Genomic DNA, 24,121 nt, shown 5'->3' with positions numbered 1-24,121 from the left:
GGCGCTGCCGGGAATCACGCGCCATAGTTTTGTTCCCGCGGCCGAAAACGCCCGCCACGAATAAAACAGAGACTGGCCATGACCAAGACTCTCCACCACCGTGCGTGCCATCTGTGTGAAGCCATCTGCGGCTTGACCCTCGAAACCACCGAAACCGACGGCCAGGGCCTGGCGATCACCTCGATCAAGGGCGATACGCTGGACACCTTCAGTCGCGGTCACATCTGCCCCAAGGCGGTGGCTTTGCAAGATATCCAGAACGATCCGGATCGCTTGCGCCAGCCCATGCAGCGCGTTGGTAATGAATGGCAACCCATTGCCTGGGACGACGCCTTTGCGTTAGTGGCCGAGCGCCTGGCGGATATCCAGGCGCGCCACGGCCAGAACGCGGTGGCGGTCTACCAGGGCAACCCCAGCGTGCATAACTATGGGCTGATGACCCATAGCAACTATTTCCTGGGCCTGTTGAAAACCCGCAGCCGTTTCTCGGCGACCTCGGTGGACCAACTGCCCCATCACCTGACCAGCTACCTGATGTACGGTCACGGCCTGCTGCTGCCGATTCCGGACATCGACCATACCGACTTCATGTTGATCCTGGGCGGCAACCCGCTGGCTTCCAACGGCAGCATCATGACCGTGCCGGACGTGGAAAAGCGCCTCAAGGCGATCCAGGCCCGTGGCGGCAAGGTGGTGGTGGTCGATCCGCGCCGCAGCGAAACGGCAGCCATTGCCAACCAGCATGTCTTTGTACGACCCGGCGGCGATGCTGCGCTGCTGTTTGGTTTGCTCAATACATTGTTCAGCGAAGGCTTGACCCGTGACAGTCACCTGCCGGTGGACGGCCTGGACGAGGTGCGTGAGGCCGTTGCCACGTTCACGGCTGAAGCCATGAGCCCGCTCTGTGCGGTGCCAGCAGCGCAGATCCGGCAATTGGCCCGGGACTTCGCCGGCGCGCCGTCAGCGGTGTGCTACGGGCGGATGGGGGTGTCGACCCAGGCGTTTGGTACGCTGTGCCATTGGCTGATCCAGGTGATCAACCTGGTCACCGGCAATCTTGATCGGGTGGGCGGGGCGCTGTGCACCGAACCGGCGGTGGACCTGGTCGCTACCACCTCGGGCGGGCATTTCAATCGTTGGCAGAGCCGGGTGTCCGGGCGTCCCGAGTACTCAGGGGAGTTGCCGGTGTCGGCCCTGGCCGAGGAAATGCTCACCGAGGGCGAAGGCCAGATTCGTGCGCTGGTCACCGTGGCCGGCAACCCGGTGCTGTCCACACCCAACGGGCGGCAACTGGAGCAGGCCCTGGACGGGCTGGAGTTCATGGTCAGCGTCGACTTGTACATCAACGAAACCACGCGTTATGCCGACCTGATCCTGCCCTCGACCTCGGCCCTGGAAAACGATCATTACGACACCACGTTCAACCTGTTCGCGGTGCGCAACGTGACCCGTTTCAACCGGGCGATCCTGCCCAAGCCCGAGGGCGCGCTGCACGATTGGGAAATCTTTGTCGGCCTGGCCAAGGCCTTCGCTGCCCGGACCGGCAAGGAGCTCAAGCCGACCATGCCCCCCGCGAAAATGATCGATTTTGGCCTGCGCAGCGGGGCGTATGGCGACGCCTCGCCGCACAAGTTGTCCCTGGCGACCCTGTTCGACCATCCCCATGGCATCGACCTCGGCGCACTCAAGCCCAACCTGGCTGCGCGTCTGAAAACCGAAAACCAACGGGTGCAGGCTGCGCCAGCGGTGATTCTTGCCGACCTTGTGCGCTTTGCCGCGTTGCAGGCGCCAAAACCGGACGAGTTGCTGATGATTGGCCGTCGCCATGTGCGCAGTAACAACTCCTGGATGCATAACTTCCATCGACTGGTGAAGGGCAAGCCGCGTCATCAGTTGCTGATGCACCCGGATGACCTCGCCAGTCGCGGCCTTGTCGACGGGCAACGCGTGACCGTCAGTTCGCGGGTGGGCGTCATCGAAGTCGAGGTGCTGGGCAGCCTGGACATGATGAAAGGCGTGGTCAGCCTGCCCCATGGCTGGGGCCATGCCCGGCCGGGCGTGCAGATGACCATTGCCAGCGGACAGCCGGGCTCCAGCGCCAACGACCTGACCGATGATTGTCAGCTCGATGAGTTGTCCGGCAACGCGGCGCTTAACGGCGTACCGGTGAAGGTGGCGGCTGCGTAAAATTGTCTCTGGAGCAGGTTCGGCTTTCCGTTACAATGCGTCACCGTGTCGACAACTTAAGTCGCAAAAGTTTTAAGCCGAGGTGCTCCATGGATATCATCGAAACGATTAAAGACCAGATTGCCAACAACACCATCCTGCTTTACATGAAAGGCTCGCCGAACGCGCCACAGTGCGGTTTCTCGGCCAAGGCTGCTCAGGCGGTGATGGCGTGTGGCGAGAAGTTTGCCTACGTGGACATCCTGCAGAACCCGGAAATCCGCGCCAACCTGCCCAAGTACGCCAACTGGCCAACTTTCCCACAGCTGTGGGTGGGTGGTGAACTGATCGGCGGTAGCGACATCATGACCGAGATGGCCGCCGACGGCTCTCTGCAGGCCACGATCAAGGCAGCTGTGGAAGCAGCAGCGGCGAACAAGACCGAAGCCTGATCTACACATCCGTATTCACCACGCCGGTTGTGACTGAATGCGGACACTGTGGGAGCGGGCTTGCTCGCGAAAGCGGTGGGTCAGTCGCTATTGATGTTTCTGATACAACGCTTTCGCGAGCAAGCCCGCTCCCACAGGGGATTTAAGTGAGTCTGGAGTCCAGGCAATAAAAAGCCCCGCCTCTCGAAAGAGGGCGGGGCTTTTTAGTGGCTTGCTTTCGGGGAAGCTTACTCTTCACCCATCTGCGATTGCAGGTAGTTCTCAAGACCGACTTTGTCGATCAGGCCCAATTGGGTTTCCAGCCAATCGATGTGCTCTTCTTCGGACTCGAGAATGTCTTCCAGCAGTTCACGGCTGCCGAAGTCACCAACGCTTTCGCAATGGGCGATGGCGACTTTCAGGTCCTTGTGGCCTTCGCGCTCGATTTTCAGGTCGCACTCAAGCATCTCGCGGGTGTGTTCGCCGATGTGCAGCTTGCCCAGGTCCTGGACGTTCGGCAGGCCTTCGAGGAACAGGATGCGCTTGATCAGCTTGTCCGCGTGCTTCATCTCGTCGATGGATTCGTGGTACTCGTGCTTGCCCAGCTTGTTCAGGCCCCAATCCTCGTACATGCGCGCATGCAGGAAGTATTGATTGATCGCGACCAGCTCATTGGCAAGGATCTTGTTGAGATGCTGGATGACTGTAATGTCGCCTTTCATGATGAGGCCTGCCCTGTAATAGCTGTGTATAAGGCCGAGTTTGAGCCGCGCATTTACGAGTGTCAAACCTAAGTTATTGAATAATAAATGAAAATTAATCGGAATAAGAATGTTTGTGTTCCGCGTCTGGACGCTAAGCATTTGATTTGCAGGCATAAAAAAACCGGACATTGAGTCCGGTTCCTTGAAAACTGTCTATTACGCCGCGGTAAATTCTACCGGGTAGGGGATCGAGGCCTGTGCCGTTTGCACTTTGGCGAGGGTTTCACGAACCACTTCCTTGGCCAGGCAGGCACATTTGCCGCATTGGCTGGCTACGCCGGTGGCCTGGCGGACTTCGCGATAGCTGCAGCAACCTTCGTAGATCGCTTCGCGGATTTGCCCGTCGGTGACGCCAGTGCAGAGGCATACATACATAAGTGAGAACCGTCGCTGGTTGTGACTCAATTGGGACGGATCTTAATGTTAACGAGAATGATTGTCAAAGTGGTTTCTCAAGGTCTTGCGCCAGAGCGTTGCCGGGCTGACGAACGGTTTATCCAGGACGACTGATGCGGCATGAAACCGGACGGCGATTTTTCGATGCCACCGAAAAACCGTTGAAGACAGTCCAAATGCGCGGTGTATGATGATCGGCCCTTGCAAGCGGGTTCGTGTCACAGGGCTGTCGCCTGAGGGTGGCAGGCTGGCCCGGACCTTGTTTTCACGCTATTACATCAGGAGATATCCAATGAGCGTACTCGTAGGCAAACAAGCCCCAGACTTCACCGTTCCAGCCGTCCTCGGCAACGGCGAAATCGTCGACAGCTTCACCCTGTCCTCGGCCATCAAAGGCAAATACGGCCTGGTGTTCTTCTATCCACTGGACTTCACCTTCGTCTGCCCGTCCGAGCTGATCGCACTGGATCACCGCATGGATGACTTCAAGGCGCGCAACGTTGAAGTGGTCGCTGTTTCGATCGACTCGCACTTCACCCACAACGCCTGGCGCAACACCCCGATCAACAATGGCGGTATCGGTCAGGTGAAATACACCATGGCTGCCGACATGAAGCACGAAATCGCCAAGGCCTATGACGTTGAGTCCGAAGGCGGCGTGGCCTTCCGTGGCGCGTTCCTGATCGACGACAAAGGCGTTGTCCGTTCGCAGATCATCAACGACCTGCCACTGGGCCGTAACATGGAAGAACTGATCCGCCTGGTCGACGCGCTGCAATTCCACGAAGAGCACGGCGAAGTCTGCCCGGCCAACTGGAAAAAAGGCGACAAGGGCATGGACGCATCGCCTGAAGGCGTGGCCGCTTACCTGACCGAGCACGGCGGCCAGCTGTAAGCGCACCGAGGCATAAAAAAAACCGGCCCATCATGGGCCGGTTTTTTTATGGGTGTTTCAAACCGAATGATCGGCAGAAACGCAGAACCCTGTGGCGAGGAAGTTATCTGTGGGAGCAAGGCTTGCCCGCGATGATGGCGATGCGGTCCTTCAGAAACCGAGTCGCCTGTGTCGCGAGCAAGCTTTGCTCCCACAAGTCTTGTTCCCAGAGCTCCCCTCGCCACAAGAGCGCCGTGCGCTTCAATCAGAACTTGATGAAGTGCTTACGGTAATGCTGCAACTCGGCAATGGACTCGCGGATGTCGTCCAGGGCCAGGTGGCTGCCGCCTTTCTGAAAGCTGTCGCGCACTTCTGGCGCCCAGCGCGCGGCCAGTTCCTTGAGGGTGGAGACATCCAGGTTGCGGTAGTGGAAGTAGCTTTCCAGGGATTTCATGTGGGTGTACAGGAAGCGACGGTCCTGGCAGATGCTGTTGCCGCAGATCGGCGACTTGCCCTTGGGCACCCATTGCTCCAGGAAGGCGAGGGTCTGGGCCTCGGCCTCGGCCATGCTGATCGTGCTCTCGCGCACCCGCTGGGTCAGGCCCGAGCCGCCGTGCTGGCGAGTGTTCCACTCGTCCATGCCGGCGAGGATCTCGTCGCTGTGATGGATCGCGATCACCGGGCCTTCGGCCAGGGTGTTGAGGTCGCTGTCGGTGACGATGGTGGCCATTTCGATGATGACGTCGGTATCAGGGTTCAGACCGGTCATTTCCAGGTCGATCCAGATCAGGTTCTGCGGGTTTTGCATAGGGAAGCTCCTCGGCGTAGCCACGCAGTTTAGCCTAGGCCGGCCTTTGGGCGTGCTAAACTCGCGGCCGTTTTACCCTATTCGCTGCATTTCTTCATACGGAACACCCATGGCCAAACGCCAACTCAATCGTCGTCAAAACTGGCGCATCGAAAAGATCCAGGGCGAGCGCGCAGCTCGCGCCGCCAAACGCGAATCCAGTGCTGTCGAAGCCCTGGAGGGTGGCGACCTGGGCCCTGAACAGACCGGCCTGGTGATCGCCCACTTCGGCGTGCAGGTCGAGGTCGAGGCCCGGGAAGGCGAACTGGCCGGCCAGGTGTTCCGCTGCCACTTGCGCGCCAACCTGCCAGCGCTGGTGACGGGCGACCAGGTGGTCTGGCGTGCCGGCAACCAGGGCATCGGCGTGATCGTCGCGCAATTGCCACGCCACACCGAGCTGTGCCGCCCGGACAGCCGAGGCCAGCTCAAGCCCGTGGCCGCCAACGTCGACATGATCGTCATCGTGTTCGCCCCGTTGCCCGAGCCCCACGCCAACCTGATCGACCGCTACCTGGTGGCCGCCGAACACGCCGGCATCCGTCCGTTGTTGCTGCTCAACAAATTCGACCTGATCGACGAGCACAACGCCCCGGCGCTGAACGCCCTGCTGTCGGTCTATCGGGATTTGGGGTACCCGGTGCTGGAAGTCTCGGCCCACCACGGCAACGGCATGGAGCAATTGCAACAGCAACTGGACGGGCGCATCAGCGTGTTCGTCGGCCAGTCCGGCGTCGGCAAGTCGTCGCTGGTCAACAGCCTGCTGCCGGAAGTCGAGACACGCGTCGGGCCGTTGTCCGAGCTGTCCGGCCAAGGCACTCACACCACCACCACGGCGCGGCTGTTCCACTTCCCTGGCGGCGGTGAATTGATCGACTCGCCGGGTATCCGCGAGTTCGGCCTGGGCCACGTCAGCCGGGCCGATGTGGAAGCAGGGTTCATCGAGTTCAACGAGCTGATCGGCACCTGCCGCTTCCGCGACTGCAAGCACGACCGCGAGCCTGGTTGCGCCTTGCTCAAGGCCCTGGAAGAAGGCCGCGTGCATCAGCAACGGATGAACAGCTACCGCTCGATCATCGCCAGCCTGCCGGAAAGCAGTTACTGATTCTAAAAGGAATGTGAGTCGAGAGGATCTGTGGGAGCAAAGCTTGCTCGCGAAATAGGCGCCTCGGTCTTTGAAAGACCGCATCGCCTTCATCGCGGGCAAGCCTTGCTCCCACGGTCTGTATCGGCTCTTAGGTCACTGCGCCGGCGGTTCGGCCGGCTTCGGCGCCGCGTCGTCGAACAGGTTCAGGCGCTCGCGCAACTCATGGGCCGGCACGGGTTGCTGGTCCGCCGGCAACGCGTTCGGATCGACCGCCGCGCCAGGTGTGACGGGCGAAGCAGGAGCTTCCCCCGGCGCACCCTCGCCCTGGGCCGGATCGGGCGCCGGATCGTCAGTCTGCGAACCTTCGATGGCCTGCTGGGCCTTCTTGGTCAACACCACGATATCGATACGCCGGTTGACCGGGTTGAACGGATCCTTGCGGTCGAACAACGCCGAAGACGCATAACCGACCACCCGTGCCACCTGCTCATCCGGGTAACTGCCGGCCACCAGGGCGCGACGGGCCGCGTTGGCGCGGTTGGCCGACAACTCCCAGTTACCGAAATCGCCTTTGCCCACGTAAGGCTTGGCATCGGTGTGACCGCTGATGCTGATCTTGTTCGGCACCGCCTTGATGGTGTCGGCCATGGCCAGCAGGATGTCTTCGAAATAAGGCTTCAGGCGCGCGCTGCCAGAGTCGAACATCGGCCGATTCTCGGCGTCCATGATCTGGATGCGCAAGCCGTTCGGCGTGATCTCGAACAGAATCTGATCCTTGAACTTCTGCAGTTCAGGATTCTCTTCGACCTTGTTCTGCAATTCCTGCAGCAGCAACTCCAGGCGCTCGCGCTCAATCTGCTCGGCCATGCCTTCGACCTGCTCGGTATCCGTCGTCACCTTGTCGGGCTGAGGCTGGGATTTGACTTCAGGGTTGAGGGTCGTGTCCGGCGCCAGGGTCGGTGAGCCGCCCAGGTCGATGATGTACGGCGTGCCGCTTTCAGTAAAACCCACCGGGTCCTTGAAGTAACCGGCGATGGCGATCTTCTGCTCAGGGGTTGCCGTGGACAGCAGCCACAGCACCAGGAAGAACGCCATCATCGCCGTCGCGAAGTCGGCGAAGGCGATTTTCCAGGCACCCCCGTGATGCCCAGCGGCTATGCGCTTGACGCGCTTGATGATGATCGGCTGGTTATTTTCCATAACTTAGCGACCGCGAACCGCTTGTTCCAGCTCGGCAAAGCTTGGACGGTGCGCCGGGTACAGGACCTTGCGACCGAACTCCACCGCCAGCGAGGGCGGCATGCCCGAGGCCGAGGCCACCAGGGAAGCCTTGATGGCCTCATAGACATTGAGTTCTTCCTTGGCGTCATGGGCCAGGGAAGTGGCCAACGGGCCAAAGAAACCGTACGCGGCCAAAATACCGAAGAAGGTACCCACCAGTGCCGCACCGACGTGCAGGCCGATGGACTTCTGGTCGCCATCGCCCAGGGAAGCCATGGTTACCACAATGCCCAATACCGCCGCGACGATACCGAAACCAGGCATGGCGTCGGCGATGCCGGTGACGGCGTGGGACGGGTGCTCCAGGTCTTCCTTGAGGCTGTACAGCTCCATGTCGAACAGGCCTTCGAGTTCATGGGGCGCCATGTTGCCGGACGACATGATGCGCAGGTAATCACAGATGAACGCCGTCATGCGGGCGTCCTTCAGCACCGAGGGGTACTTGGCGAAAATCGGGCTGGCGGCGGCGTCTTCGATGTCGCCTTCGATCGCCATCATGCCTTCGCGGCGGCTCTTGTTGAGGATCTCGTAGATCAGCCCCAGCACCTCCAGATAGAAGGTGTGGCTGAAACGCGAACCGAACATGCTCAAGGACTTCTTGAGCACATGCATCGTCATGTAGCCGGGGTTGGCCTGCAAAAATGCGCCAAGGGCCGCACCACCGATGATCAACACCTCGAAAGGCTGGATCAGCGCAGCAATCTTGCCATGGGAGAGTACGTATCCGCCGAGCACGCTCGCGAACACGACAATGATGCCGATAATTTTAGCCATAGATAGAAAGTACTTACTTAGTCGGGTTCAAGGTCATATTCGGAAGCTGAAAAATCTCTTCTTCTACTTATCGGCAAAACTGCGCCAGACTATAGGCTGTTCTGGCGAAAAGCCAATTTGCCCCGTTCCGGGCGTAGAGAATTCATACGATGATCACGTCCAGCCATGACTAACGAAACCAAGGTTCCAACGCCTCGACCGAGCACCCTCGAAGGCTGGGTAAAGCTGCTCAACGGCGTGCATCTGCCGGTGCCCCAGGCCAGCCATGACCTGGTCTGCAAGGCCATCGCCGACAGCCGCCGCTCATTGCGCGACATCGCCGACCTGATGCAGGACAGCCCCGCCCTGGCCCTGAGCGTCATCCGCGAAGCCAACCATCACACCCATGGCAGCCTTGCAGAACCTGCGGAAAACCTCGAAGTGGCGATCAACCGCCTCGGCCTCAAGCGCACCGAGGAACTGCTCGCCCGCCTGCCGTCATTGCCGGGGCACGAAATCCCCATCGCCTTGCGCCAGCTGCAATTGATCAGCCAGCACGCCACGCAACAGGCCAATGGTTTTTTTGCCAGCCGCCTGGCGCGACTGTGGCAAGACATACACTGGGGCAGCCTGTTGTTCCTGTCGCCACTCTGGCCCCTGGCCCTGACTCATCCGCGATTGCTCGGGGAGTGGGAGTTGCGGGTCGCCCACAAAGGCGAGCCCGCGCGCAAGGTAGAGCGCGAGCTGTTCGGCGTCAGCCTGCTGGAAATCTGCCTGGCGCTGGTGGAGACGTGGCGCTTGCCCATCTGGATTGCGCAAGGTTATCGCCTGCTGCTCAATGAACGCCGCGAGCTGGTGCAGGTCCTGCGCATCGCCCGGGACAGCGAGCACCCGCTGCGCCAGCAGAATCGCCTGGACGATGACCCGACCCTGCGGCGCTGGCTCAATCAACCGGCCAATACCGTGTTGCTGGCCAACGGCCTGGCACTTTCAGCGCAACACGCCTGGGACAGCCCCCACACTGCCCGCTGGCAATACCTCACCAGTTTGTATCTGCAGATGCCGATCGATGAGGTCCAGCAACAGCTGCACCAACAAGCCGTCACCAGCGCCCGTCATGACGCCATGCCGGACCTCTGGCATCCGGCCGTGGCGTTGCTCTGGCCCTGGGGCAGCCGTCGCATCCACCCCGGCTTGCTACCTCCTCCCCCACCCAGCGCCGAAGACCTGAGCCAGTGGCGCAAGCAATGTTCCGCACTGCTGGTGGAACCGAGCCCCTTCAGCAATGCCATGCACCTGACCACCTCGGCACGGGACGTGTTGGTGGCCTGCGGCATGCGCCGGGTGATGATCCTGATGGCCGACCGCACCCAGACCAGCGTGCGCGTACACCAGATCGCCGGCCTGCCCAAAGAAGCCGCGGCCATGAGCTTTACCATCAGCCAGAGCAAAATCTTGCAGCGGTTGCTGGCCCAGCAGGCCCAGGTTCGCCTGAACCCGGACAACAACGCGCAGTTTTCGGCGCTGCTGCCACCGGGCCTGCGCAGCCTGTTCCGGGGGGAGCACCTGCTGCTGCGCTCCCTGACCTGCAATGGCCGGGTGATCATGCTAGTGGCGGTGGACCAGGGCGGCGGGCCGTTCTCGGACGTGACCGTGCAAGCCTTCGGCAAAACCGTGCAATGCATCGAAAGGGCCCTGCATACCTTTACCAACCGCGGCCGCTGAACTTGCTACAATCTTTTCCCTTTGCGCCCCTGGAGACCTCACATGCCTGACTTCTCTGGCTTGCCGTTGGTGATCGAGCCGAGCGAACTGCTGCCGCGCCTCGACGCCCGCGAACTGATTCTGGTGGACCTGACCAGCGCCGCCCGCTACAGCACCGGCCATATCCCCGGCGCACGCTTCGTCGACCCCAAGCGTACCCAGCTCGGCCAACCGCCGGCGCCGGGCCTGCTGCCGGCCAAAGCCGACCTGGAAACCCTGTTCGGCGAGCTCGGGCACAACCCGGATGCGGTCTACGTGGTCTATGACGATGAAGGCGGCGGCTGGGCCGGGCGGTTTATCTGGCTGCTGGACGTGATCGGCCACTCGAACTACCACTACCTCGACGGTGGTTTGCTGTCGTGGCTGGACGAAGGCCTGCCGGTGTCCGTCGAAGTGCCTGCGCCCGTCGCAGGCCCGGTCAGCCTGACACTGCACGAAGCGCCCACCGCCACCCGTGAGTACCTGCAAAGCCGTCTCGGTGCTGCCGACCTGGCGATCTGGGACGCTCGCGGCCCGCTGGAATACTCCGGCGAGAAAGTCGTCGCAGCCCGAGGCGGGCACATTCCCGGCGCGGTCAATTTCGAATGGACTGCCGGCATGGACCCGGCGCGCAACCTGCGCATCCGCAAGGACATGCCGCAAATCCTCGAACAATTGGGCATCACGCCTGACAAAGAAATCATCACCCACTGCCAGACTCACCACCGCTCCGGCTTCACCTACCTGGTGGCCAAGGCGTTCGGTTATCCACGGGTCAAAGGCTATGCCGGTTCCTGGGGCGAATGGGGCAACCACCCCGACACCCCCATCGAGCTTTAAAGGTTCTTAAGGACAGTTAATGAAAAACCGTTTGTTCATCCTCACTCAATACCTGCTGCCCCACCACCTGCTGTCGCGGCTGGCCGGCTGCATTGCCGAATGCCGCGTGCGCTGGTTCAAGAACGCCTTCACCGCGTGGTTTGCCAAGCGCTACCAGGTGGACATGTCCCTGGCCCTGGTGGAAGACCTGACTGCCTACGAGCACTTCAACGCCTTCTTCACCCGCGCCCTGAAAGACGGCGCGCGCCCACTGGACGAAACCCCGGGCGCTATCCTCAGTCCCGCCGACGGTGCCGTCAGCCAGCTGGGCCCGATCGAGCACGGCCGGGTCTTCCAGGCCAAGGGCCACAGTTTCAGCGTGCTGGAATTGCTCGGCGGTGATGCGGCCAACGCGGCGCCGTTCATGGGCGGCGATTTCGCCACCATCTACCTGTCCCCCAAGGACTATCACCGCGTGCACATGCCACTGGCCGGTACCCTGCGGGAGATGGTCTACATCCCCGGGCGGATTTTCTCGGTCAACCAGACCACCGCCGAAAACGTTCCGGAGCTGTTCGCCCGTAACGAGCGCGTGGCGTGCATTTTTGACACCGAACGCGGGCCGATGGCCGTGGTGCTGGTGGGCGCGATGATCGTGGCGTCCATCGAAACCGTCTGGGCCGGGCTGGTGACACCGCCCAAGCGCGAGCTGAAAACCTTCCGTTATGACGAAGCCGCCCGCGCGCCGATTCATCTGGAAAAAGGCGCCGAACTGGGTCGCTTCAAGCTGGGTTCGACGGCCATCGTGCTGTTCGGGCCGGACCAGGTGAAATGGGCCGAAGGCCTGGTTGCCGGTTCGCCAGTACAGATGGGCCAGGGCCTGGCATTGCCGAAAGCCTGATTCACACCCGCCCCTTGAAGCAGGCCTGTAGAGGCAGGCCTGCGGGAGTAGGATTGTGAGAGCAAGGCCTGTGGGAGCAAGGCTTGCCCGCGATGAACGATGACGCGGTCCAAAAGAAACCGCGGCGCCTGCATCGCGAGCAAGCTTTGCTCCCACAGCACATTCAGGGCAACGCGCCGGCCTGTCAGCTGCTAGAGTTGGAACATCACGTTTATTTCCCGCCGGAGCCCGTACACGGCATGAATGAGACCAGCCCTCTCCAGCTATTGCGCGTCCTGACCCCGACACAATCACGCCTGTCATTCTGCGATGCTACGCCAAAGGACCTCAAACGCTGGATCGCCAACCTGCCCAAGGCCAACATCGGCGAAACCGCCCGCCTGTTGTACCAAGCCCTTGGTGAACTCAACCAACTGCTCACACCCAGCGACAATCGCCTGCAACTGCTCGAGCTGCTGCGGCCCGAGGTGTATTACGTCTGCAAGCACCTGGAGCGGCACTTCCTGCAACAGGCCATCGTGCTGGATGATCGCTCGCGCAAGATCGTCAACCTGTGCCAGGCCCTGCAAACCCAGCTGGCGATGGGCTACAAACAGATCGTGACGCGTATCGCGTCGAAATACACCAAGGACCGTGCCCGCCTGCTGAGCACCGCGCTGCAACGGGCGCTGCATGCCCTCAACGGCCCGCTGCTGCGTGCGAGCCAGCTGTACAGCCCAGTGCCCGAGGGATTGTGGCTCGATTTGCATCAGTTGTACCGGATCGCCTGCCTGCACCGCTTGCAGCACTTGAGCGTGAGTGACGAACTGGCCAGCCAGGTTCATCAATTGAACGCCGAGCAAACCTATGTCGTCGCCTTGTTGCTGGGCGCTTCACGCAGCAATCAATTGCGCCAGAGCCAGATCGGACGACTGACCGAAGTGCTCGAATCCTGGAGCCAGTGGGTCAAGCTGGACCCCGCCACCAGCGCTACCAGCCTGTTCGCGGTCGCTCCGGAGCTGGATGTCGGGCCACGCTATCGTTCCAAGTTCCGCGCCGAACAGCAGCCGACCTTGCAGGGGTTCGATCCACAGCCCCTGGTGCGCATAATCGCCACTCACCTGGAACAACCTGCCGAGCACAGTCTGCCAGTACCGAGTGGCATGAGCATCGACACCCTGCATCACCTGCATGCAGCCTGGGGCGAAGCAGCCGAGCGCAGTTTCCAGCGCACCGAGGGCAACGGCACGCTGACGCTGTGCGTGGGCATGAGTGCGCTGCACTACTACCTCGGCGGCGAGCGCTCTTTCAACGAAATACTGAAAAGCCCCACCACCCGCAAGGCCCGCTTCGAAGCCTCGCCGAGCAAGACAAACGACACCTGGGGCCAAGCCTTCGACGCCGCCCCTGTCGGCGACAGCGACCTGCTGCCCTATGAAGAAATCGAGTACCCGGTCAACCCAGCCGATGACGATGGCACCAGCTCCGACAACCAGCATCACTTCCCCACCTACGACCTGCCGATCATCAACCACAGCCCTGGCGGCTATTGCCTCGGCTGGCCCAAGGAAGTGCCGGAACAACTACAAGCCGGGGAAATGATCGGCATCCGGGACACCAGCGACCAGGCCTGGAGCGTTGCCGTGGTGCGCTGGATCCGGCAAGTGCGCAACGGGGCCATGCAAATGGGCATCGAGCTGGTGGCACCGCACGCCCAGCCTTGCGGGCTGCAACTGGTCCGGGAAAAAAATGAGCACGGCCACTACCTGCGCGGGCTGTTGCTTCCCGAGATCAGTGCCATTGACCTGCCCCCAACCATGATCGCCCCACGCCTGCCTTTCCAGGAGGGCCAGCATGTGCTGATCAATACCAACGGCCAGGAACGCCGCGCCGGCCTGGACCGCCGGGTCACCAGTACCCACAGCTTCAACCAGTTTTCCTATCACCCGGAAGACTCAGCCGAGACTGGGGATGGCGGCGACCAAGAGGGGAATTTTGATTCGTTGTGGAAGTCGCTCTAGGCAGCCAACGCGTAACCCTTTGTGAAGAGAGAATTCTCTGTGGGAGCAAAGCTTGCTCGCGATGCGGGCACCGCGGTTTTTTTATAGACCGCGTTATCGTTTATCGCGGGCAAGCCTTGCTCCCACAGCTAGATCCCCTCGCCACAAAGATTGCGACAGACTCAGAGCTGCCCGTCACGATCCCTGAAGCCCAACAGGTACAACACCCCATCCAGCCCCAAGGTTGAAATCGCCTGCCTGGCCGACTGCTTGACCAGCGGCTTGGCGCGGAACGCCACGCCCAGGCCCGCTATCGCCAGCATCGGCAAGTCGTTGGCACCGTCGCCCACGGCGATGGTCTGCTCCAGGCGCAGGCCTTCTTTTTCAGCCAGTTCACGCAGCAGGTCCGCCTTGCGCTGGGCATCGACGATCGGCTCGACGGCCACGCCAGTCACCTTGCCATCCACCACTTCCAGTTCGTTGGCGAACACGTAGTCGATGCCGAGCTTGGCCTGCAACTGCTTGGCGAAGTAGGTGAAGCCGCCGGACAGGATGGCAGTCTTGTAGCCCAGGCGCTTGAGTTCGGCGAACAGCGTCTCGGCGCCTTCGGTCAGGCGCAGGGAAGCGCCAATGGAATCCAGCACGCTGACGTCCAGCCCCTTGAGCAGTGCCAGACGCTCCTTGAAGCTGGCGCGGAAATCCAACTCGCCCGCCATGGCTCGCTCGGTGATGGCCGAGACCTTGTCGCCCACGCCGGCCGCCTTGGCCAGTTCGTCGATGACTTCGGCTTCGATCAGCGTCGAGTCCATGTCGAACACCGCCAGGCGGCGGTTACGGCGGAACAGCGAATCTTCCTGGAAGGCGATGTCGACATTCAGTTCCTGGGCCACGCTGAGGAACTCGGCACGCAACGCCTGGGGATCGGCCGGTTCACCGCGCACCGAAAACTCGATGCAGCCCTTGCCCTTGTCGTCCGGGGTGTCCAGCGGCATGCGCCCGGACAGTCGGTCGATGTGATCGATGTTCAGGTCATATTTGGCAGTGATCGAGCTGACGCGCTGCAACTGTTCGGCGGTGACCTTGCGGGTCAACAAGGTCACGATGTGGCGTTTCTTGCCCTGGCCAGCCACCCAATGCCGGTAATCGTCCTCGGACACCGGGGTGAAGCGCACCTGTTGGTCGAGCTTGTAGGCGGTGAACAGGATGTCCTTGAGCACGGACTTGCCTTGTTCGGCGTCCGGGATTTCAACCAGGATGCCGAACGACAGCGTGTCGTGGATCACCGCCTGACCGATGTCGAGAATGTTCACACCACCCTGGGCCAGAACGCCGGTAATGGCCGCAGTCAGACCCGGACGGTCGCTGCCAGTGATGTTTATCAGGACGATTTCGCGCAAGGCGCACCCCCGCAGGTGGAAAAAAACCGCATTCTACCCACATTCAGTGACCATCGGGCACCGCCAGTGCTTTGCCGGTCATGGGGCTATCGCTATACTGCGCGTCAATTTCACGGACAAAGAGCCGAGCTCAGTGAACCGGCCCACGCCAGTCAAAACCGACAACTTCTTCCTGCTGATCTTCCGTGCACTGCGTCACCGTCGTGTGCCGATTGCATTGCGCATTGCCAGCCATAACGTGATCCTGGTCGCCCTGGCCCTGGTCATCTATGCCTGCGTGATGGGTTTGCAATTCAAGCAGGCCATGCACGAGCAGGCCGATGCCCTGGGTGAAAGCCTGACCACCCAGACCGCCACGTCCGCCACCGAGCTGCTGGTGTCCAACGACATCCTCAGCCTCAATGTGCTGCTCAACAACCTGACCAAGAACAAACTGGTGGCCCACGCCGCCATCTACAGCGTGGACAACCGCATCCTCGCCGAGGCCGGACAGCGTCCCAAGCCGGGCCTGCTGAGCGAGTCCGGCGGCATGTACCAGAGCAAGATCACCTTCCAGGACGTGACCGCCGGGCAGCTGCGCATCAGCCTGGACATGGACCAGTTCCAACAACCAATGACCATCAGCCTGCAAAGCATGGGCATCCTCAGCGCGATACTGCTGGCGCTGGCACTGGCCTTGAGCCTGCGCCTGGGGCGACACATCTCTACGCCGCTGCTGCAATTGCGTGTCTGGCTGCGGGACATCGACGAGCACACGCCGGCCACCCAGCGCCAGGACGAAATCGGCGACCTGGCCCGGCAACTGCACGCCAGCTTCGCGCCGGAACCTGAGCCGGTGCCGGAACCCGAAGACATCGACTACGCGGACGACGATGCCGAGCCGGGCTTCGAAGTGCGCAACCTGCGCGACCCGGGCTTCGATGAAAGCCAGCCAGTGCCTGCCTCCAAACCGGCGCCACGCCACGTGGTACGCACGGTAGAGGACGAGGAAGACGACGACGCGTTCGCCGACCTGCGGGACGAATCAGTCGATGGAGCCCCTCAACCGGTCGCCAGGCCAGTCGCCTCGAACCTGCCCCAGCACAGCGCCGTACTGGCCGTGCAACTGGGCGCCCAGGATCAACTGCGCCGCCTGCCCCAGGCGCGCCTGAAGGAGTTGCTCGAGCGCTACCGCGACTGCCTCGACCAGGCCGCATCGCTCTATCAAGGCGAACTGCACACCCTGAACGATGGCAGCACGCTGATGCTGTTCCACACCGAAGACAGCGGTGATGACTACCTGACCAACGCCATTTGCTGCGGTGAGTTGCTGCGCGCCTTGGGCCACCAGTTGCAGATCGAAGTCGCCGACAGCGGCATCACCCTGCAACTGCAATTGGGCCTGACCCTGGGCGATGGCTTGTTCGGCCTGAGCCAGATCGACCTGCTGCTGACCGAAACCGCCCAGGACGCCCTGGCGCTGTCGCAACACAGCCGCAACCTGCTGCTGGTGGAGCGCAAGATCAACGACGACGCCCTGATCCGCCAGCGCGCCCGCATCCGCCCCATCGCCAGCCCCGAAGGCGCGTGCTGCGTGGAGCGCTTGATGGAGCCTTATCCATCGATGCTGGAGCGGCAACTGGCACGGATGCATGAACGCCAGGCCTGAGTCTCAGGACTTGAAATGACGAAGCCCGCAGACGAGTGATTGTCTGCGGGCTTTTTTGTTGCCTTCAGCGCCGTCATCGCGAGCAAGCTCGCTCCCACAGGGGGACCTCTGCAAAGCCATAGATCCAGGACATCACCGGCCCCGTGGCGAGGGAGCTTGCTCCCGCTGGGCTGCGGAGCAGCCCCAAAACGGCTGAAGGATGCATGAGAGTGCCGAGCCTAAGACGAGCAATTGCCTGCGGGCTTTTTTACTGCCTTCGCTGGCCTCTTCGCGAGCAAGCCCGCTCCCACAGGGGAACTCTGTCAGCCACAGATCCAGTGTGGGAGCGGGCTTGCTCGCGAAAGGGCCGGCCCAGGCACCAGAGAATCCAACCGGCAGAAACAACAAAGCCCGCATTGATGCGGGCTTTGTCTTGTAATCCAGTCCTGGCGTCAGAACCTGAACACTTCCATGTCCGTGCGAATCGGCAAGGCCATGGGAATCTTGTCCTTTTCCTTTTCTACCGGCTTGGCCGGGGCAGGAGCAGCCTTGCGCGGGACTTCAGCCGCAACAGGAGGCTGGTTGGCCAAAGGCTTGAGCGACACGGACAACTGTTCGGCCAGGCGTTGCAGGAGCACGCCCTGGGCCTGGACCTGTGCCGCCGTGGTGCCAGCATGTTGCTCTTGCAGATGAACGATGCGGTTCTCACGCACCTTGCCACGCCGGTCGATCAATCGCCATTGGGCATCGAGCACTGCCGGCTGGGCTTTACCCGAGTCCAGGCGGGTAATCGACAGCAGCACCTGTACATCCGGGGCGAAGCCTTGGGTCGCAGGTGCGAGCACTACACGCTGGCTGTCCAGATGCCCGGCGACCTGGCGCAGCAGCAACTGATCGATGTCAGAAGACAGGCTGCCGGCCCAACGACCATCCGTGGCGGCCTGCAGGCTGCCGTCCGGTTGGCGTTGCAACAAGGTTTCGCGTTGCAGGTAGTCGGCGATCAGGACCGGCCCCAGCAATACTGCCATGCCTGTGCTTTGCGCAGGCTGGGCCGGGGTTCCGCTGTCCAGTTGGTACAGCGACACCGGCTGGTTCATGCTGCAGCCCGCCAGGCCAAGCAGGCCGGCGAGCCACAAAATAGGAAGGCGCAGAGCAGTCATCGTTCCGTCCAGGTGGCAGCCACAAGGCTTGCCACAGTGAAAAAATACTCGGTCATTATGAAGAACGCTCGGCCACGCCGGCGCTTGAAAGGGCCTATCATCCGTGAATATGCGCGCCGACTCCAGCGCGAAAGTATCGATCTGCGGCATTTAATCGCAGACCGAGCCCTCTACTACGCCTAATTGAGGTTTTCGACGAGCAGCGCATCGACTCGCTGAAACCCTCTTGGAAGCTTGTTGCCCCGCCGACCGCGTTCACCCTTGTAATGCTCAAGATCGTCCGCCTTCAACGACAGCGTGCGCTTGCCTGCCTGCAGCACAAGCGTGGCGCCTTCCGGCAACACTGCAATATCCGTGACATATTCTTCACGACTGGCGACCCGTTCGCCGGAAATACCAATAATCTTGTTGCCCTTGCCTTTACCCAGCTGTGGCAGGTCGCTGATCTTGAACACCAGCAACCGGCCTTCGGTGGTAACCGACGCCAGCCAGTTGCTCTCTCGATCGGCCACCGACCGCGGCGCAATCACCTTGGCGTTGTTCGGCAGGCTCAACAACGCCTTGCCCGCCTTGTTCTTGGCTTGCAGGTCCTCGCCCTTGACCACGAACCCGTAACCCGCGTCCGATGCAATTACGTACAGTCCATCATCATCTGGCATCAGCACGCATTCAAAAGTTGCACCCGGCGGCGGCGTTAAACGACCGGTCAGCGGTTCGCCCTGGCCACGAGCCGACGGCAGGGTGTGGGCTGGCACCGAATAGCTGCGCCCGGTGGAGTCGACGAACACCGCAAACTGGTTGGAACGCCCGGCCGCCAAGGCCTTGAAGCCGTCCCCGGCCTTGTAGGAAAGCCCCGTCGCGTCAATATCATGCCCCTTGGCGGAGCGCACCCAACCTTTTTCTGACAGCACGACGGTGACTTTCTCGTTCGGCAACAGGTCGTGTTCGGTCAGCGCCTTGGCTTCGGCACGCTCGACGATCGGCGAGCGACGGTCGTCGCCGTAGGTTTCGGCGTCCTTGAGCAGTTCGGTGCGTACCAGCTTCTTGAGCTTGGCTTCGCTGCCCAGCAGGGCTTGCAGCTTGGCCTGCTCTTTGAGCAGTTCATCCTGCTCGGCGCGCAGCTTCATCTCTTCCAACCGCGCCAACTGCCGCAGGCGGGTGTCGAGGATATAGTCGGCCTGGATTTCACTCAGGGCAAAACGGGCGATCAGGCTGGCCTTGGGGTGCTCCTCGGTGCGGATGATGTGGATCACTTCATCCAGGTTGAGGTAGGCAATCAGCAAGCCGTCCAACAGGTGCAGGCGACGCTCGACCTTGTCCAGGCGGAATTGCAGGCGCCGGCGCACGGTCTTGACCCGGAACTCGAGCCATTCCACCAGCAACGCCCGCAGGTTTTTCAACTGCGGCTTGCCGTCCAGGCCAATGATGTTGATGTTGACCCGGTAGCTGGACTCCAGGTCGGTGCTGGCGAACAGGTGCTGCATCAGCGCGTCGTGGTCGACCCGGCTGTTGACCGGGATAATCACGATGCGGCACGGGTTTTCGTGGTCGGATTCGTCGCGCAAGTCAGCCACTTGCGGCGCTTTCGACGGTTTTGCCTGCATCATTGCGGCAATTTGCTCCAACACCTTGGCCCCGGAGACCTGATGCGGCAGCGCCGTGACAATGATGTCGCCGTCTTCTATGTGGTACACGGCGCGCATGCGCACCGAACCACGACCGGTCTCGTAGATTTTCAGCAGGTCGGCACGCGGCGTGATGATTTCCGCCTCGGTCGGATAGTCCGGGCCCTGGATGTGTTCACAGAGCTGCTCCACCGTGGCTTTCGGCTCATCCAGCAGACGCACGCACGCCGTGGCCACTTCCCGCAAGTTGTGGGGCGGCACGTCAGTGGCCATGCCCACGGCAATGCCGGTGGTGCCATTGAGGAGAATATTCGGCAAACGCGCCGGCAAAACCAGGGGTTCGTCGAGGGTGCCGTCGAAGTTCGGCCCCCAGTCCGCGGTGCCCTGGCCCAGCTCGCTGAGCAGTACTTCGGAATAGCGCGACAACCGCGCCTCGGTGTAACGCATGGCCGCGAAAGACTTGGGATCATCCGGCGCCCCCCAGTTACCCTGGCCGTCCACCAGCGTGTAGCGATAGCTGAACGGTTGAGCCATCAGCACCATGGCTTCATAACAGGCCGAGTCGCCGTGGGGGTGGAACTTACCGAGCACGTCACCGACGGTACGCGCCGATTTCTTGTGCTTGGAATCCGCATCCAGCCCCAGCTCACTCATGGCATAGATGATCCGCCGCTGAACCGGCTTCAAACCGTCGCCGATGTGCGGCAAGGCGCGGTCCATGATCACGTACATGGAGTAATTGAGGTAGGCATTTTCGGTGAAGTCAGCCAGCGATCGGCGTTCTACGCCGTCTAAGCTGTCTGCAAGAATGTCGCTCATGCGGGCCTCATCAGTTCGTTGTCTGGCGCAGCAGCATGGTGCCGTCGCGCTGGGTAAATTCAAGTTTGTTCAGGGCGCTCATGCCCAGCAGCACTTGCGTGCCACCCAGGCCTGGCGCCACCAGGGCACGGACATCGCGCAAGACGATGTCACCCAATTGCAGCCGGTCGATGCGGGTGCGATAGCCCTCACTCAAACCGTTGGCGGTACTCAACGTCACGCCGAAACCTTTTTCCAGTTTGAGGCGCTCGGCCAACTCCACCGGAATCGCCACGTCGGTGGCGCCGGTGTCGAGCATGAACTCCACCGGCTGGCCGTTGATCTGGCCGCTGGCGACAAAATGCCCCTGCGTATTGCCGACCAACTTCACCTCGATAAAACCTTCGCCTTTTTGCGAATACACCTGGGTATTGGGATTTTGCTGACGCTGCTCCCATTGGGCAAAAAAACGCGTCGCCAGAAACAGCGCCGCACACCAAGCCAGGATCATCAGCACCCGGCCGGCGCGCTTGCCGGGCAGTTGCTGGCTCATGGCGCGGCGCTCCAGCCACCGTCGGGCGCAGCAAAATGCCAGACGATCGGCCGAGTTTCGCCGTCGGCGCGGGCACCGTCGTTGTTGTCCAGGCCGACCCAGGCGCCCTCAGCGTTCACCACCAGCGCTTCGGCCAGCCCGTAGGGCTGTGGGTAACGGCGATTGTCCTGCAATGCCTCGACGGCAAACGACCAGCACCGCTCCACTTGGGCGGTCTGGGGGTCACGCCGACAGATCTCAAAGGCGTTGCGTTCCAGGGTAAACAGCTTGCCATTGAACAATGACAGATCGGCGAAATCCCGCGAAACCGCCTTGGCCTTGGGGAATTGCGCCGGCTGCATCTCCAACCCCGCTTCGCTCAGCAGCACGCAATTACCCTCGCAGTCCCACACCGTTTGCTGGCGCTTGATCAGCAGCAGGCCGCGACGCTCGCGCTCGGTCGCCAACCACAGTTGGTCACCAGCCGGGTTGACCGCCAAGCCTTCGAACAACGCATTGAAATGCAGCAACATGCCACTGGCGCGGGCCTGGCGGATCATTGTTGGTGCGATTTTCAACCAGGACGCCGGCCCCTCCGTCGGCACCTGCAACACCGCGGCATGGGACTCACTGACCACATAACGATTACCAGCGCTGTCGCAACTGATGCCTTCAAAATCCAGCTCGCCACCGCGCAGGAACGACGCCGCCCAGGTTCGGGATTTCAAGCCCCAAGGCAACCCGCTGTCCGGCACCTTCGGCACCTCGATTTCAACCACTTCGGCTTGCCAGACCGGCGCATCGACGGGCGTGAGGCGGTAGATCCGGTCATCGTCGCGATCGGACACCGTCCACATGTCGCTGCCGCACAGCGCCAGCCCCGACAAATTGCCGCCGCGCATGCCATCAACGGCATGCTCGGACAGCAGCTTCAGTTCCGGTGCAGGCCCTGCGGCCACAACCCCCGCCCACAGCAACAACGCCAGGGCGAAACCGTTGCGCATCAGGCCAGCACCTCGGCCAGGTTCCCTTTGGATTCAAGCCAGGATTTGCGGTCACCCGCGCGTTTCTTCGCCAGCAGCATGTCCATCATTTCCGACGTTGCCTCGAAATCATCCAGGGTCAACTGCACCAGGCGGCGCGTGTTCGGGTCCATGGTGGTTTCACGCAACTGCGGCGGGTTCATCTCGCCCAGGCCCTTGAATCGGGTGACCTGCGGCTTGCCGCGTTTTTTCTCGGCCACCAGGCGATCGAGAATGCCGTCGCGCTCGGCTTCGTCCAGGGCGTAGTAGATCTCCTTGCCCAGGTCGATGCGGTACAGCGGCGGCATCGCCACATAGACGTGGCCGGCATCCACCAGCGGGCGGAAATGCTGAACGAACAAGGCACAGAGCAACGTGGCGATGTGCAGGCCGTCGGAGTCGGCGTCGGCGAGGATGCAGATCTTGCCGTAGCGCAGCTGGCTCATGTCGGCGGCGCCCGGATCGACACCGATGGCCACCGCGATGTTATGCACTTCCTGGCTGGCCAGCACTTCGCTGCCGTCCACTTCCCAGGTATTGAGGATCTTGCCCCGCAGCGGCAGGATCGCCTGGAACTCCTTGTCCCGCGCCTGCTTGGCCGAGCCGCCGGCGGAGTCACCTTCCACCAGGAACAGCTCGGAACGCATCGGATCCTGCCCGGCACAATCGGCGAGCTTGCCCGGCAATGCCGGCCCCTGGGTGATGCGCTTGCGCTCGACTTTCTTGCTGGCCTTGAGACGGCGGCCGGCGTTATTGATTGCCAGCTCTGCCAGGGCCAAACCGGTTTCCGGGTTAGCGTTGAGCCACAGGCTGAACGCGTCCTTGACCACCCCGGAGACAAACGCCGCCGCTTCGCGGGACGACAGGCGTTCCTTGGTCTGGCCGGAAAATTGCGGTTCCTGCATCTTCATCGACAGCACGAAGGCGATGCGTTCCCAGACGTCTTCCGGCGCCAGCTTCACGCCACGGGGCAGCAAGTTGCGGAACTCACAGAACTCGCGCATCGCATCGAGCAAACCCTGGCGCAAGCCGTTGACGTGAGTACCGCCCTGGGCCGTGGGAATCAGGTTGACGTAGCTTTCCTGAACGCTTTCGCCGCCTTCGGGCAGCCACAACAGCGCCCAGTCCACCGCTTCCTTGTTACCGGCCAGGCTGCCGCAGAACGGCTCGTCGGGCAGGCGTTCGAAACCGTTGACCGCGTCCACCAGGTAGGAGCGCAGGCCATCTTCGTAATGCCATTCGACTTTCTCGCCGGTGGCCTTGTCCTCGAAACTGACCAGCAGCCCCGGGCACAACACAGCCTTGGCCTTGAGCACGTGCTTGAGGCGGCTGACGGAAAACTTCGGTGAGTCGAAATACTTCGGGTCCGGGGCGAAATACACGCTGGTCCCGGTGTTGCGCTTGCCGACGGTGCCGACCACTTCCAGCTCGGTGGCCTTGTAGCCGTCGGCGAAGGTCATCTGGTATTCGTTGCCGTCACGCTTGACCCGCACCCGCACCTGGGTCGACAAGGCGTTGACCACGGAAATACCCACCCCGTGCAGACCGCCGGAGAACTGGTAGTTCTTGTTGGAAAACTTGCCGCCGGCGTGGAGCTTGGTGAGGATCAGCTCGACGCCCGACACACCCTCTTCGGGGTGAATGTCCACCGGCATGCCGCGGCCATCATCGCTGACTTCCAGCGAGTGATCGGCGTGCAGGATGACCTGCACCGAACGGGCGTGCCCGGCCAAGGCTTCGTCGACACTGTTGTCGATGACTTCCTGGGCGAGGTGGTTCGGCCGACTGGTGTCGGTGTACATGCCGGGGCGCTTGCGCACCGGGTCGAGGCCCGAGAGGACTTCGATGGCGTCTGCGTTATAAGAGCTAGCGCTGGGAGTGGCCATGGGGTCTCGTCGTCAGTGTTCAATGAAAAAGGGGCG

At 61.8% G+C, this 24,121-nt stretch carries 20 protein-coding genes; 9 read left to right on the top strand and 11 right to left on the bottom strand.

Annotation, left to right across the window (positions count from 1 at the left end; translation table 11 throughout):
• Window positions 1–78 precede the first annotated feature (78 nt).
• Together CFII68_RS00685 and grxD are read left to right on the top strand one after the other, a co-directional pair.
• The gene (locus CFII68_RS00685; RefSeq protein WP_018614173.1) at window positions 79–2,187 is read left to right on the top strand and encodes a molybdopterin oxidoreductase family protein; all 2,109 of its coding nucleotides are present in this window, start codon (window positions 79–81) and stop codon (window positions 2,185–2,187) included.
• Window positions 2,188–2,276: 89 nt separating this feature from the next.
• Window positions 2,277–2,618: a Grx4 family monothiol glutaredoxin gene (gene grxD, locus CFII68_RS00690; RefSeq protein ID WP_018614171.1), complete on the top strand. Its 342-nt coding sequence runs from the start codon at window positions 2,277–2,279 to the stop codon at window positions 2,616–2,618.
• 227 nt (window positions 2,619–2,845) lie between these two features.
• Here the strand turns inward: grxD and bfr are convergent, their stop codons facing one another.
• The gene (gene bfr / locus CFII68_RS00695; protein ID WP_018614169.1) at window positions 2,846–3,319 is read right to left on the bottom strand and encodes a bacterioferritin; all 474 of its coding nucleotides are present in this window, start codon (window positions 3,317–3,319) and stop codon (window positions 2,846–2,848) included.
• 198 nt (window positions 3,320–3,517) lie between these two features.
• On the bottom strand, window positions 3,518–3,736 hold the full coding sequence (locus tag CFII68_RS00700; RefSeq protein ID WP_003178704.1) for a bacterioferritin-associated ferredoxin: 219 nt from the start codon (window positions 3,734–3,736) through the stop codon (window positions 3,518–3,520).
• Window positions 3,737–4,049: 313 nt separating this feature from the next.
• Here CFII68_RS00700 and CFII68_RS00705 point away from each other — a divergent pair, with 313 nt between their 5' ends.
• Window positions 4,050–4,652: a peroxiredoxin gene (locus tag CFII68_RS00705; RefSeq protein WP_018614166.1), complete on the top strand. Its 603-nt coding sequence runs from the start codon at window positions 4,050–4,052 to the stop codon at window positions 4,650–4,652.
• Between the two features lie 244 nt (window positions 4,653–4,896).
• Here the strand turns inward: CFII68_RS00705 and orn are convergent, their stop codons facing one another.
• A complete protein-coding gene (orn, locus tag CFII68_RS00710; RefSeq protein WP_014336295.1) occupies window positions 4,897–5,439 on the bottom strand; it encodes an oligoribonuclease in 543 nt (180 codons plus the stop codon).
• Between the two features lie 109 nt (window positions 5,440–5,548).
• On the opposite strand from orn, the gene rsgA reads away from it, so the two are divergent.
• Window positions 5,549–6,580, top strand: a complete 1,032-nt coding sequence (gene rsgA, locus CFII68_RS00715; protein WP_014336294.1) for a small ribosomal subunit biogenesis GTPase RsgA — start codon at window positions 5,549–5,551, stop codon at window positions 6,578–6,580.
• Between the two features lie 135 nt (window positions 6,581–6,715).
• Here the strand turns inward: rsgA and motB are convergent, their stop codons facing one another.
• Both motB and motA read right to left on the bottom strand, forming a co-directional pair.
• Entirely contained in the window at window positions 6,716–7,762 is a 1,047-nt protein-coding gene (gene motB / locus CFII68_RS00720) for a flagellar motor protein MotB (RefSeq protein WP_018614161.1), read from the bottom strand.
• Window positions 7,763–7,765: 3 nt separating this feature from the next.
• Window positions 7,766–8,617, bottom strand: coding sequence for a flagellar motor stator protein MotA (motA, locus tag CFII68_RS00725; protein ID WP_018614160.1), 852 nt, complete (start codon window positions 8,615–8,617; stop codon window positions 7,766–7,768).
• 165 nt (window positions 8,618–8,782) lie between these two features.
• Here motA and CFII68_RS00730 point away from each other — a divergent pair, with 165 nt between their 5' ends.
• The 4 genes from CFII68_RS00730 (at window position 8,783) to CFII68_RS00745 (ending at window position 14,059) form a co-directional block, all read left to right on the top strand.
• Complete coding sequence (locus tag CFII68_RS00730; protein ID WP_018614158.1) at window positions 8,783–10,321, top strand: HDOD domain-containing protein; 1,539 nt, start codon at window positions 8,783–8,785, stop codon at window positions 10,319–10,321.
• 42 nt (window positions 10,322–10,363) lie between these two features.
• Window positions 10,364–11,179 (top strand): rhodanese-like domain-containing protein, encoded by an 816-nt coding sequence (locus CFII68_RS00735; RefSeq protein ID WP_018614156.1) that lies wholly within the window; start codon window positions 10,364–10,366, stop codon window positions 11,177–11,179.
• A gap of 19 nt (window positions 11,180–11,198) precedes the next feature.
• On the top strand, window positions 11,199–12,059 hold the full coding sequence (gene asd / locus CFII68_RS00740; protein ID WP_018614154.1) for an archaetidylserine decarboxylase: 861 nt from the start codon (window positions 11,199–11,201) through the stop codon (window positions 12,057–12,059).
• A 239-nt stretch (window positions 12,060–12,298) separates the two neighbouring features.
• The gene (locus CFII68_RS00745) at window positions 12,299–14,059 is read left to right on the top strand and encodes a hypothetical protein (RefSeq protein WP_033062957.1); all 1,761 of its coding nucleotides are present in this window, start codon (window positions 12,299–12,301) and stop codon (window positions 14,057–14,059) included.
• 161 nt (window positions 14,060–14,220) lie between these two features.
• Here the strand turns inward: CFII68_RS00745 and serB are convergent, their stop codons facing one another.
• Window positions 14,221–15,435 (bottom strand): phosphoserine phosphatase SerB, encoded by a 1,215-nt coding sequence (serB, locus tag CFII68_RS00750; RefSeq protein ID WP_003197189.1) that lies wholly within the window; start codon window positions 15,433–15,435, stop codon window positions 14,221–14,223.
• A 133-nt stretch (window positions 15,436–15,568) separates the two neighbouring features.
• Between serB and CFII68_RS00755 the strand changes: the two genes are divergently transcribed.
• Complete coding sequence (locus CFII68_RS00755; RefSeq protein ID WP_018614149.1) at window positions 15,569–17,083, top strand: AhpA/YtjB family protein; 1,515 nt, start codon at window positions 15,569–15,571, stop codon at window positions 17,081–17,083.
• 431 nt (window positions 17,084–17,514) lie between these two features.
• On the opposite strand, the gene CFII68_RS00760 is transcribed toward CFII68_RS00755, so the two are convergent.
• The 5 genes from CFII68_RS00760 to parE form a co-directional block, all read right to left on the bottom strand.
• The gene (locus tag CFII68_RS00760; protein WP_018614148.1) at window positions 17,515–18,222 is read right to left on the bottom strand and encodes a membrane integrity-associated transporter subunit PqiC; all 708 of its coding nucleotides are present in this window, start codon (window positions 18,220–18,222) and stop codon (window positions 17,515–17,517) included.
• Between the two features lie 179 nt (window positions 18,223–18,401).
• A complete protein-coding gene (gene parC, locus CFII68_RS00765) occupies window positions 18,402–20,666 on the bottom strand; it encodes a DNA topoisomerase IV subunit A (protein WP_018614146.1) in 2,265 nt (754 codons plus the stop codon).
• 10 nt (window positions 20,667–20,676) lie between these two features.
• Entirely contained in the window at window positions 20,677–21,198 is a 522-nt protein-coding gene (locus CFII68_RS00770) for a TIGR02281 family clan AA aspartic protease (RefSeq protein ID WP_018614144.1), read from the bottom strand.
• Window positions 21,195–22,181, bottom strand: a complete 987-nt coding sequence (locus CFII68_RS00775; protein WP_018614141.1) for an esterase-like activity of phytase family protein — start codon at window positions 22,179–22,181, stop codon at window positions 21,195–21,197. Before CFII68_RS00775 ends, CFII68_RS00770 begins: the two co-directional genes overlap by 4 nt.
• Window positions 22,181–24,085 carry a DNA topoisomerase IV subunit B gene (gene parE / locus CFII68_RS00780; protein WP_018614140.1) on the bottom strand — a complete coding sequence of 635 codons (1,905 nt, stop codon included), beginning with the start codon at window positions 24,083–24,085 and terminating at the stop codon, window positions 22,181–22,183. The genes CFII68_RS00775 and parE overlap by 1 nt, the downstream gene beginning before the upstream one ends.
• Between the last annotated feature and the right edge of the window lie 36 nt (window positions 24,086–24,121).

The organism is Pseudomonas sp. CFII68, from assembly GCF_000416195.1.
In the GTDB taxonomy this organism is placed as follows: domain Bacteria; phylum Pseudomonadota; class Gammaproteobacteria; order Pseudomonadales; family Pseudomonadaceae; genus Aquipseudomonas; species Aquipseudomonas kilonensis.
This window is presented reverse-complemented; position numbering and strand designations above follow the sequence as displayed.

Bases quoted from the DNA above. Each gene is read 5' to 3' on its own strand.
- parE (WP_018614140.1), bottom strand. From the start codon at position 24,085: ATGGCCACTCCCAGCGCTAGCTCTTATAACGCAGACGCCATCGAAGTC.
- CFII68_RS00770 (WP_018614144.1), bottom strand. From the start codon at position 21,198: ATGAGCCAGCAACTGCCCGGCAAGCGCGCCGGCCGGGTGCTGATGATC.
- motA (WP_018614160.1), bottom strand. From the start codon at position 8,617: ATGGCTAAAATTATCGGCATCATTGTCGTGTTCGCGAGCGTGCTCGGC.
- motB (WP_018614161.1), bottom strand. From the start codon at position 7,762: ATGGAAAATAACCAGCCGATCATCATCAAGCGCGTCAAGCGCATAGCC.
- CFII68_RS00685 (WP_018614173.1), top strand. From the start codon at position 79: ATGACCAAGACTCTCCACCACCGTGCGTGCCATCTGTGTGAAGCCATC.
- CFII68_RS00700 (WP_003178704.1), bottom strand. From the start codon at position 3,736: ATGTATGTATGCCTCTGCACTGGCGTCACCGACGGGCAAATCCGCGAA.
- CFII68_RS00775 (WP_018614141.1), bottom strand. From the start codon at position 22,181: ATGCGCAACGGTTTCGCCCTGGCGTTGTTGCTGTGGGCGGGGGTTGTG.
- CFII68_RS00760 (WP_018614148.1), bottom strand. From the start codon at position 18,222: ATGACTGCTCTGCGCCTTCCTATTTTGTGGCTCGCCGGCCTGCTTGGC.
- rsgA (WP_014336294.1), top strand. From the start codon at position 5,549: ATGGCCAAACGCCAACTCAATCGTCGTCAAAACTGGCGCATCGAAAAG.
- CFII68_RS00730 (WP_018614158.1), top strand. From the start codon at position 8,783: ATGACTAACGAAACCAAGGTTCCAACGCCTCGACCGAGCACCCTCGAA.
- CFII68_RS00705 (WP_018614166.1), top strand. From the start codon at position 4,050: ATGAGCGTACTCGTAGGCAAACAAGCCCCAGACTTCACCGTTCCAGCC.
- CFII68_RS00745 (WP_033062957.1), top strand. From the start codon at position 12,299: ATGAATGAGACCAGCCCTCTCCAGCTATTGCGCGTCCTGACCCCGACA.
- parC (WP_018614146.1), bottom strand. From the start codon at position 20,666: ATGAGCGACATTCTTGCAGACAGCTTAGACGGCGTAGAACGCCGATCG.
- bfr (WP_018614169.1), bottom strand. From the start codon at position 3,319: ATGAAAGGCGACATTACAGTCATCCAGCATCTCAACAAGATCCTTGCC.
- asd (WP_018614154.1), top strand. From the start codon at position 11,199: ATGAAAAACCGTTTGTTCATCCTCACTCAATACCTGCTGCCCCACCAC.
- CFII68_RS00735 (WP_018614156.1), top strand. From the start codon at position 10,364: ATGCCTGACTTCTCTGGCTTGCCGTTGGTGATCGAGCCGAGCGAACTG.
- grxD (WP_018614171.1), top strand. From the start codon at position 2,277: ATGGATATCATCGAAACGATTAAAGACCAGATTGCCAACAACACCATC.
- orn (WP_014336295.1), bottom strand. From the start codon at position 5,439: ATGCAAAACCCGCAGAACCTGATCTGGATCGACCTGGAAATGACCGGT.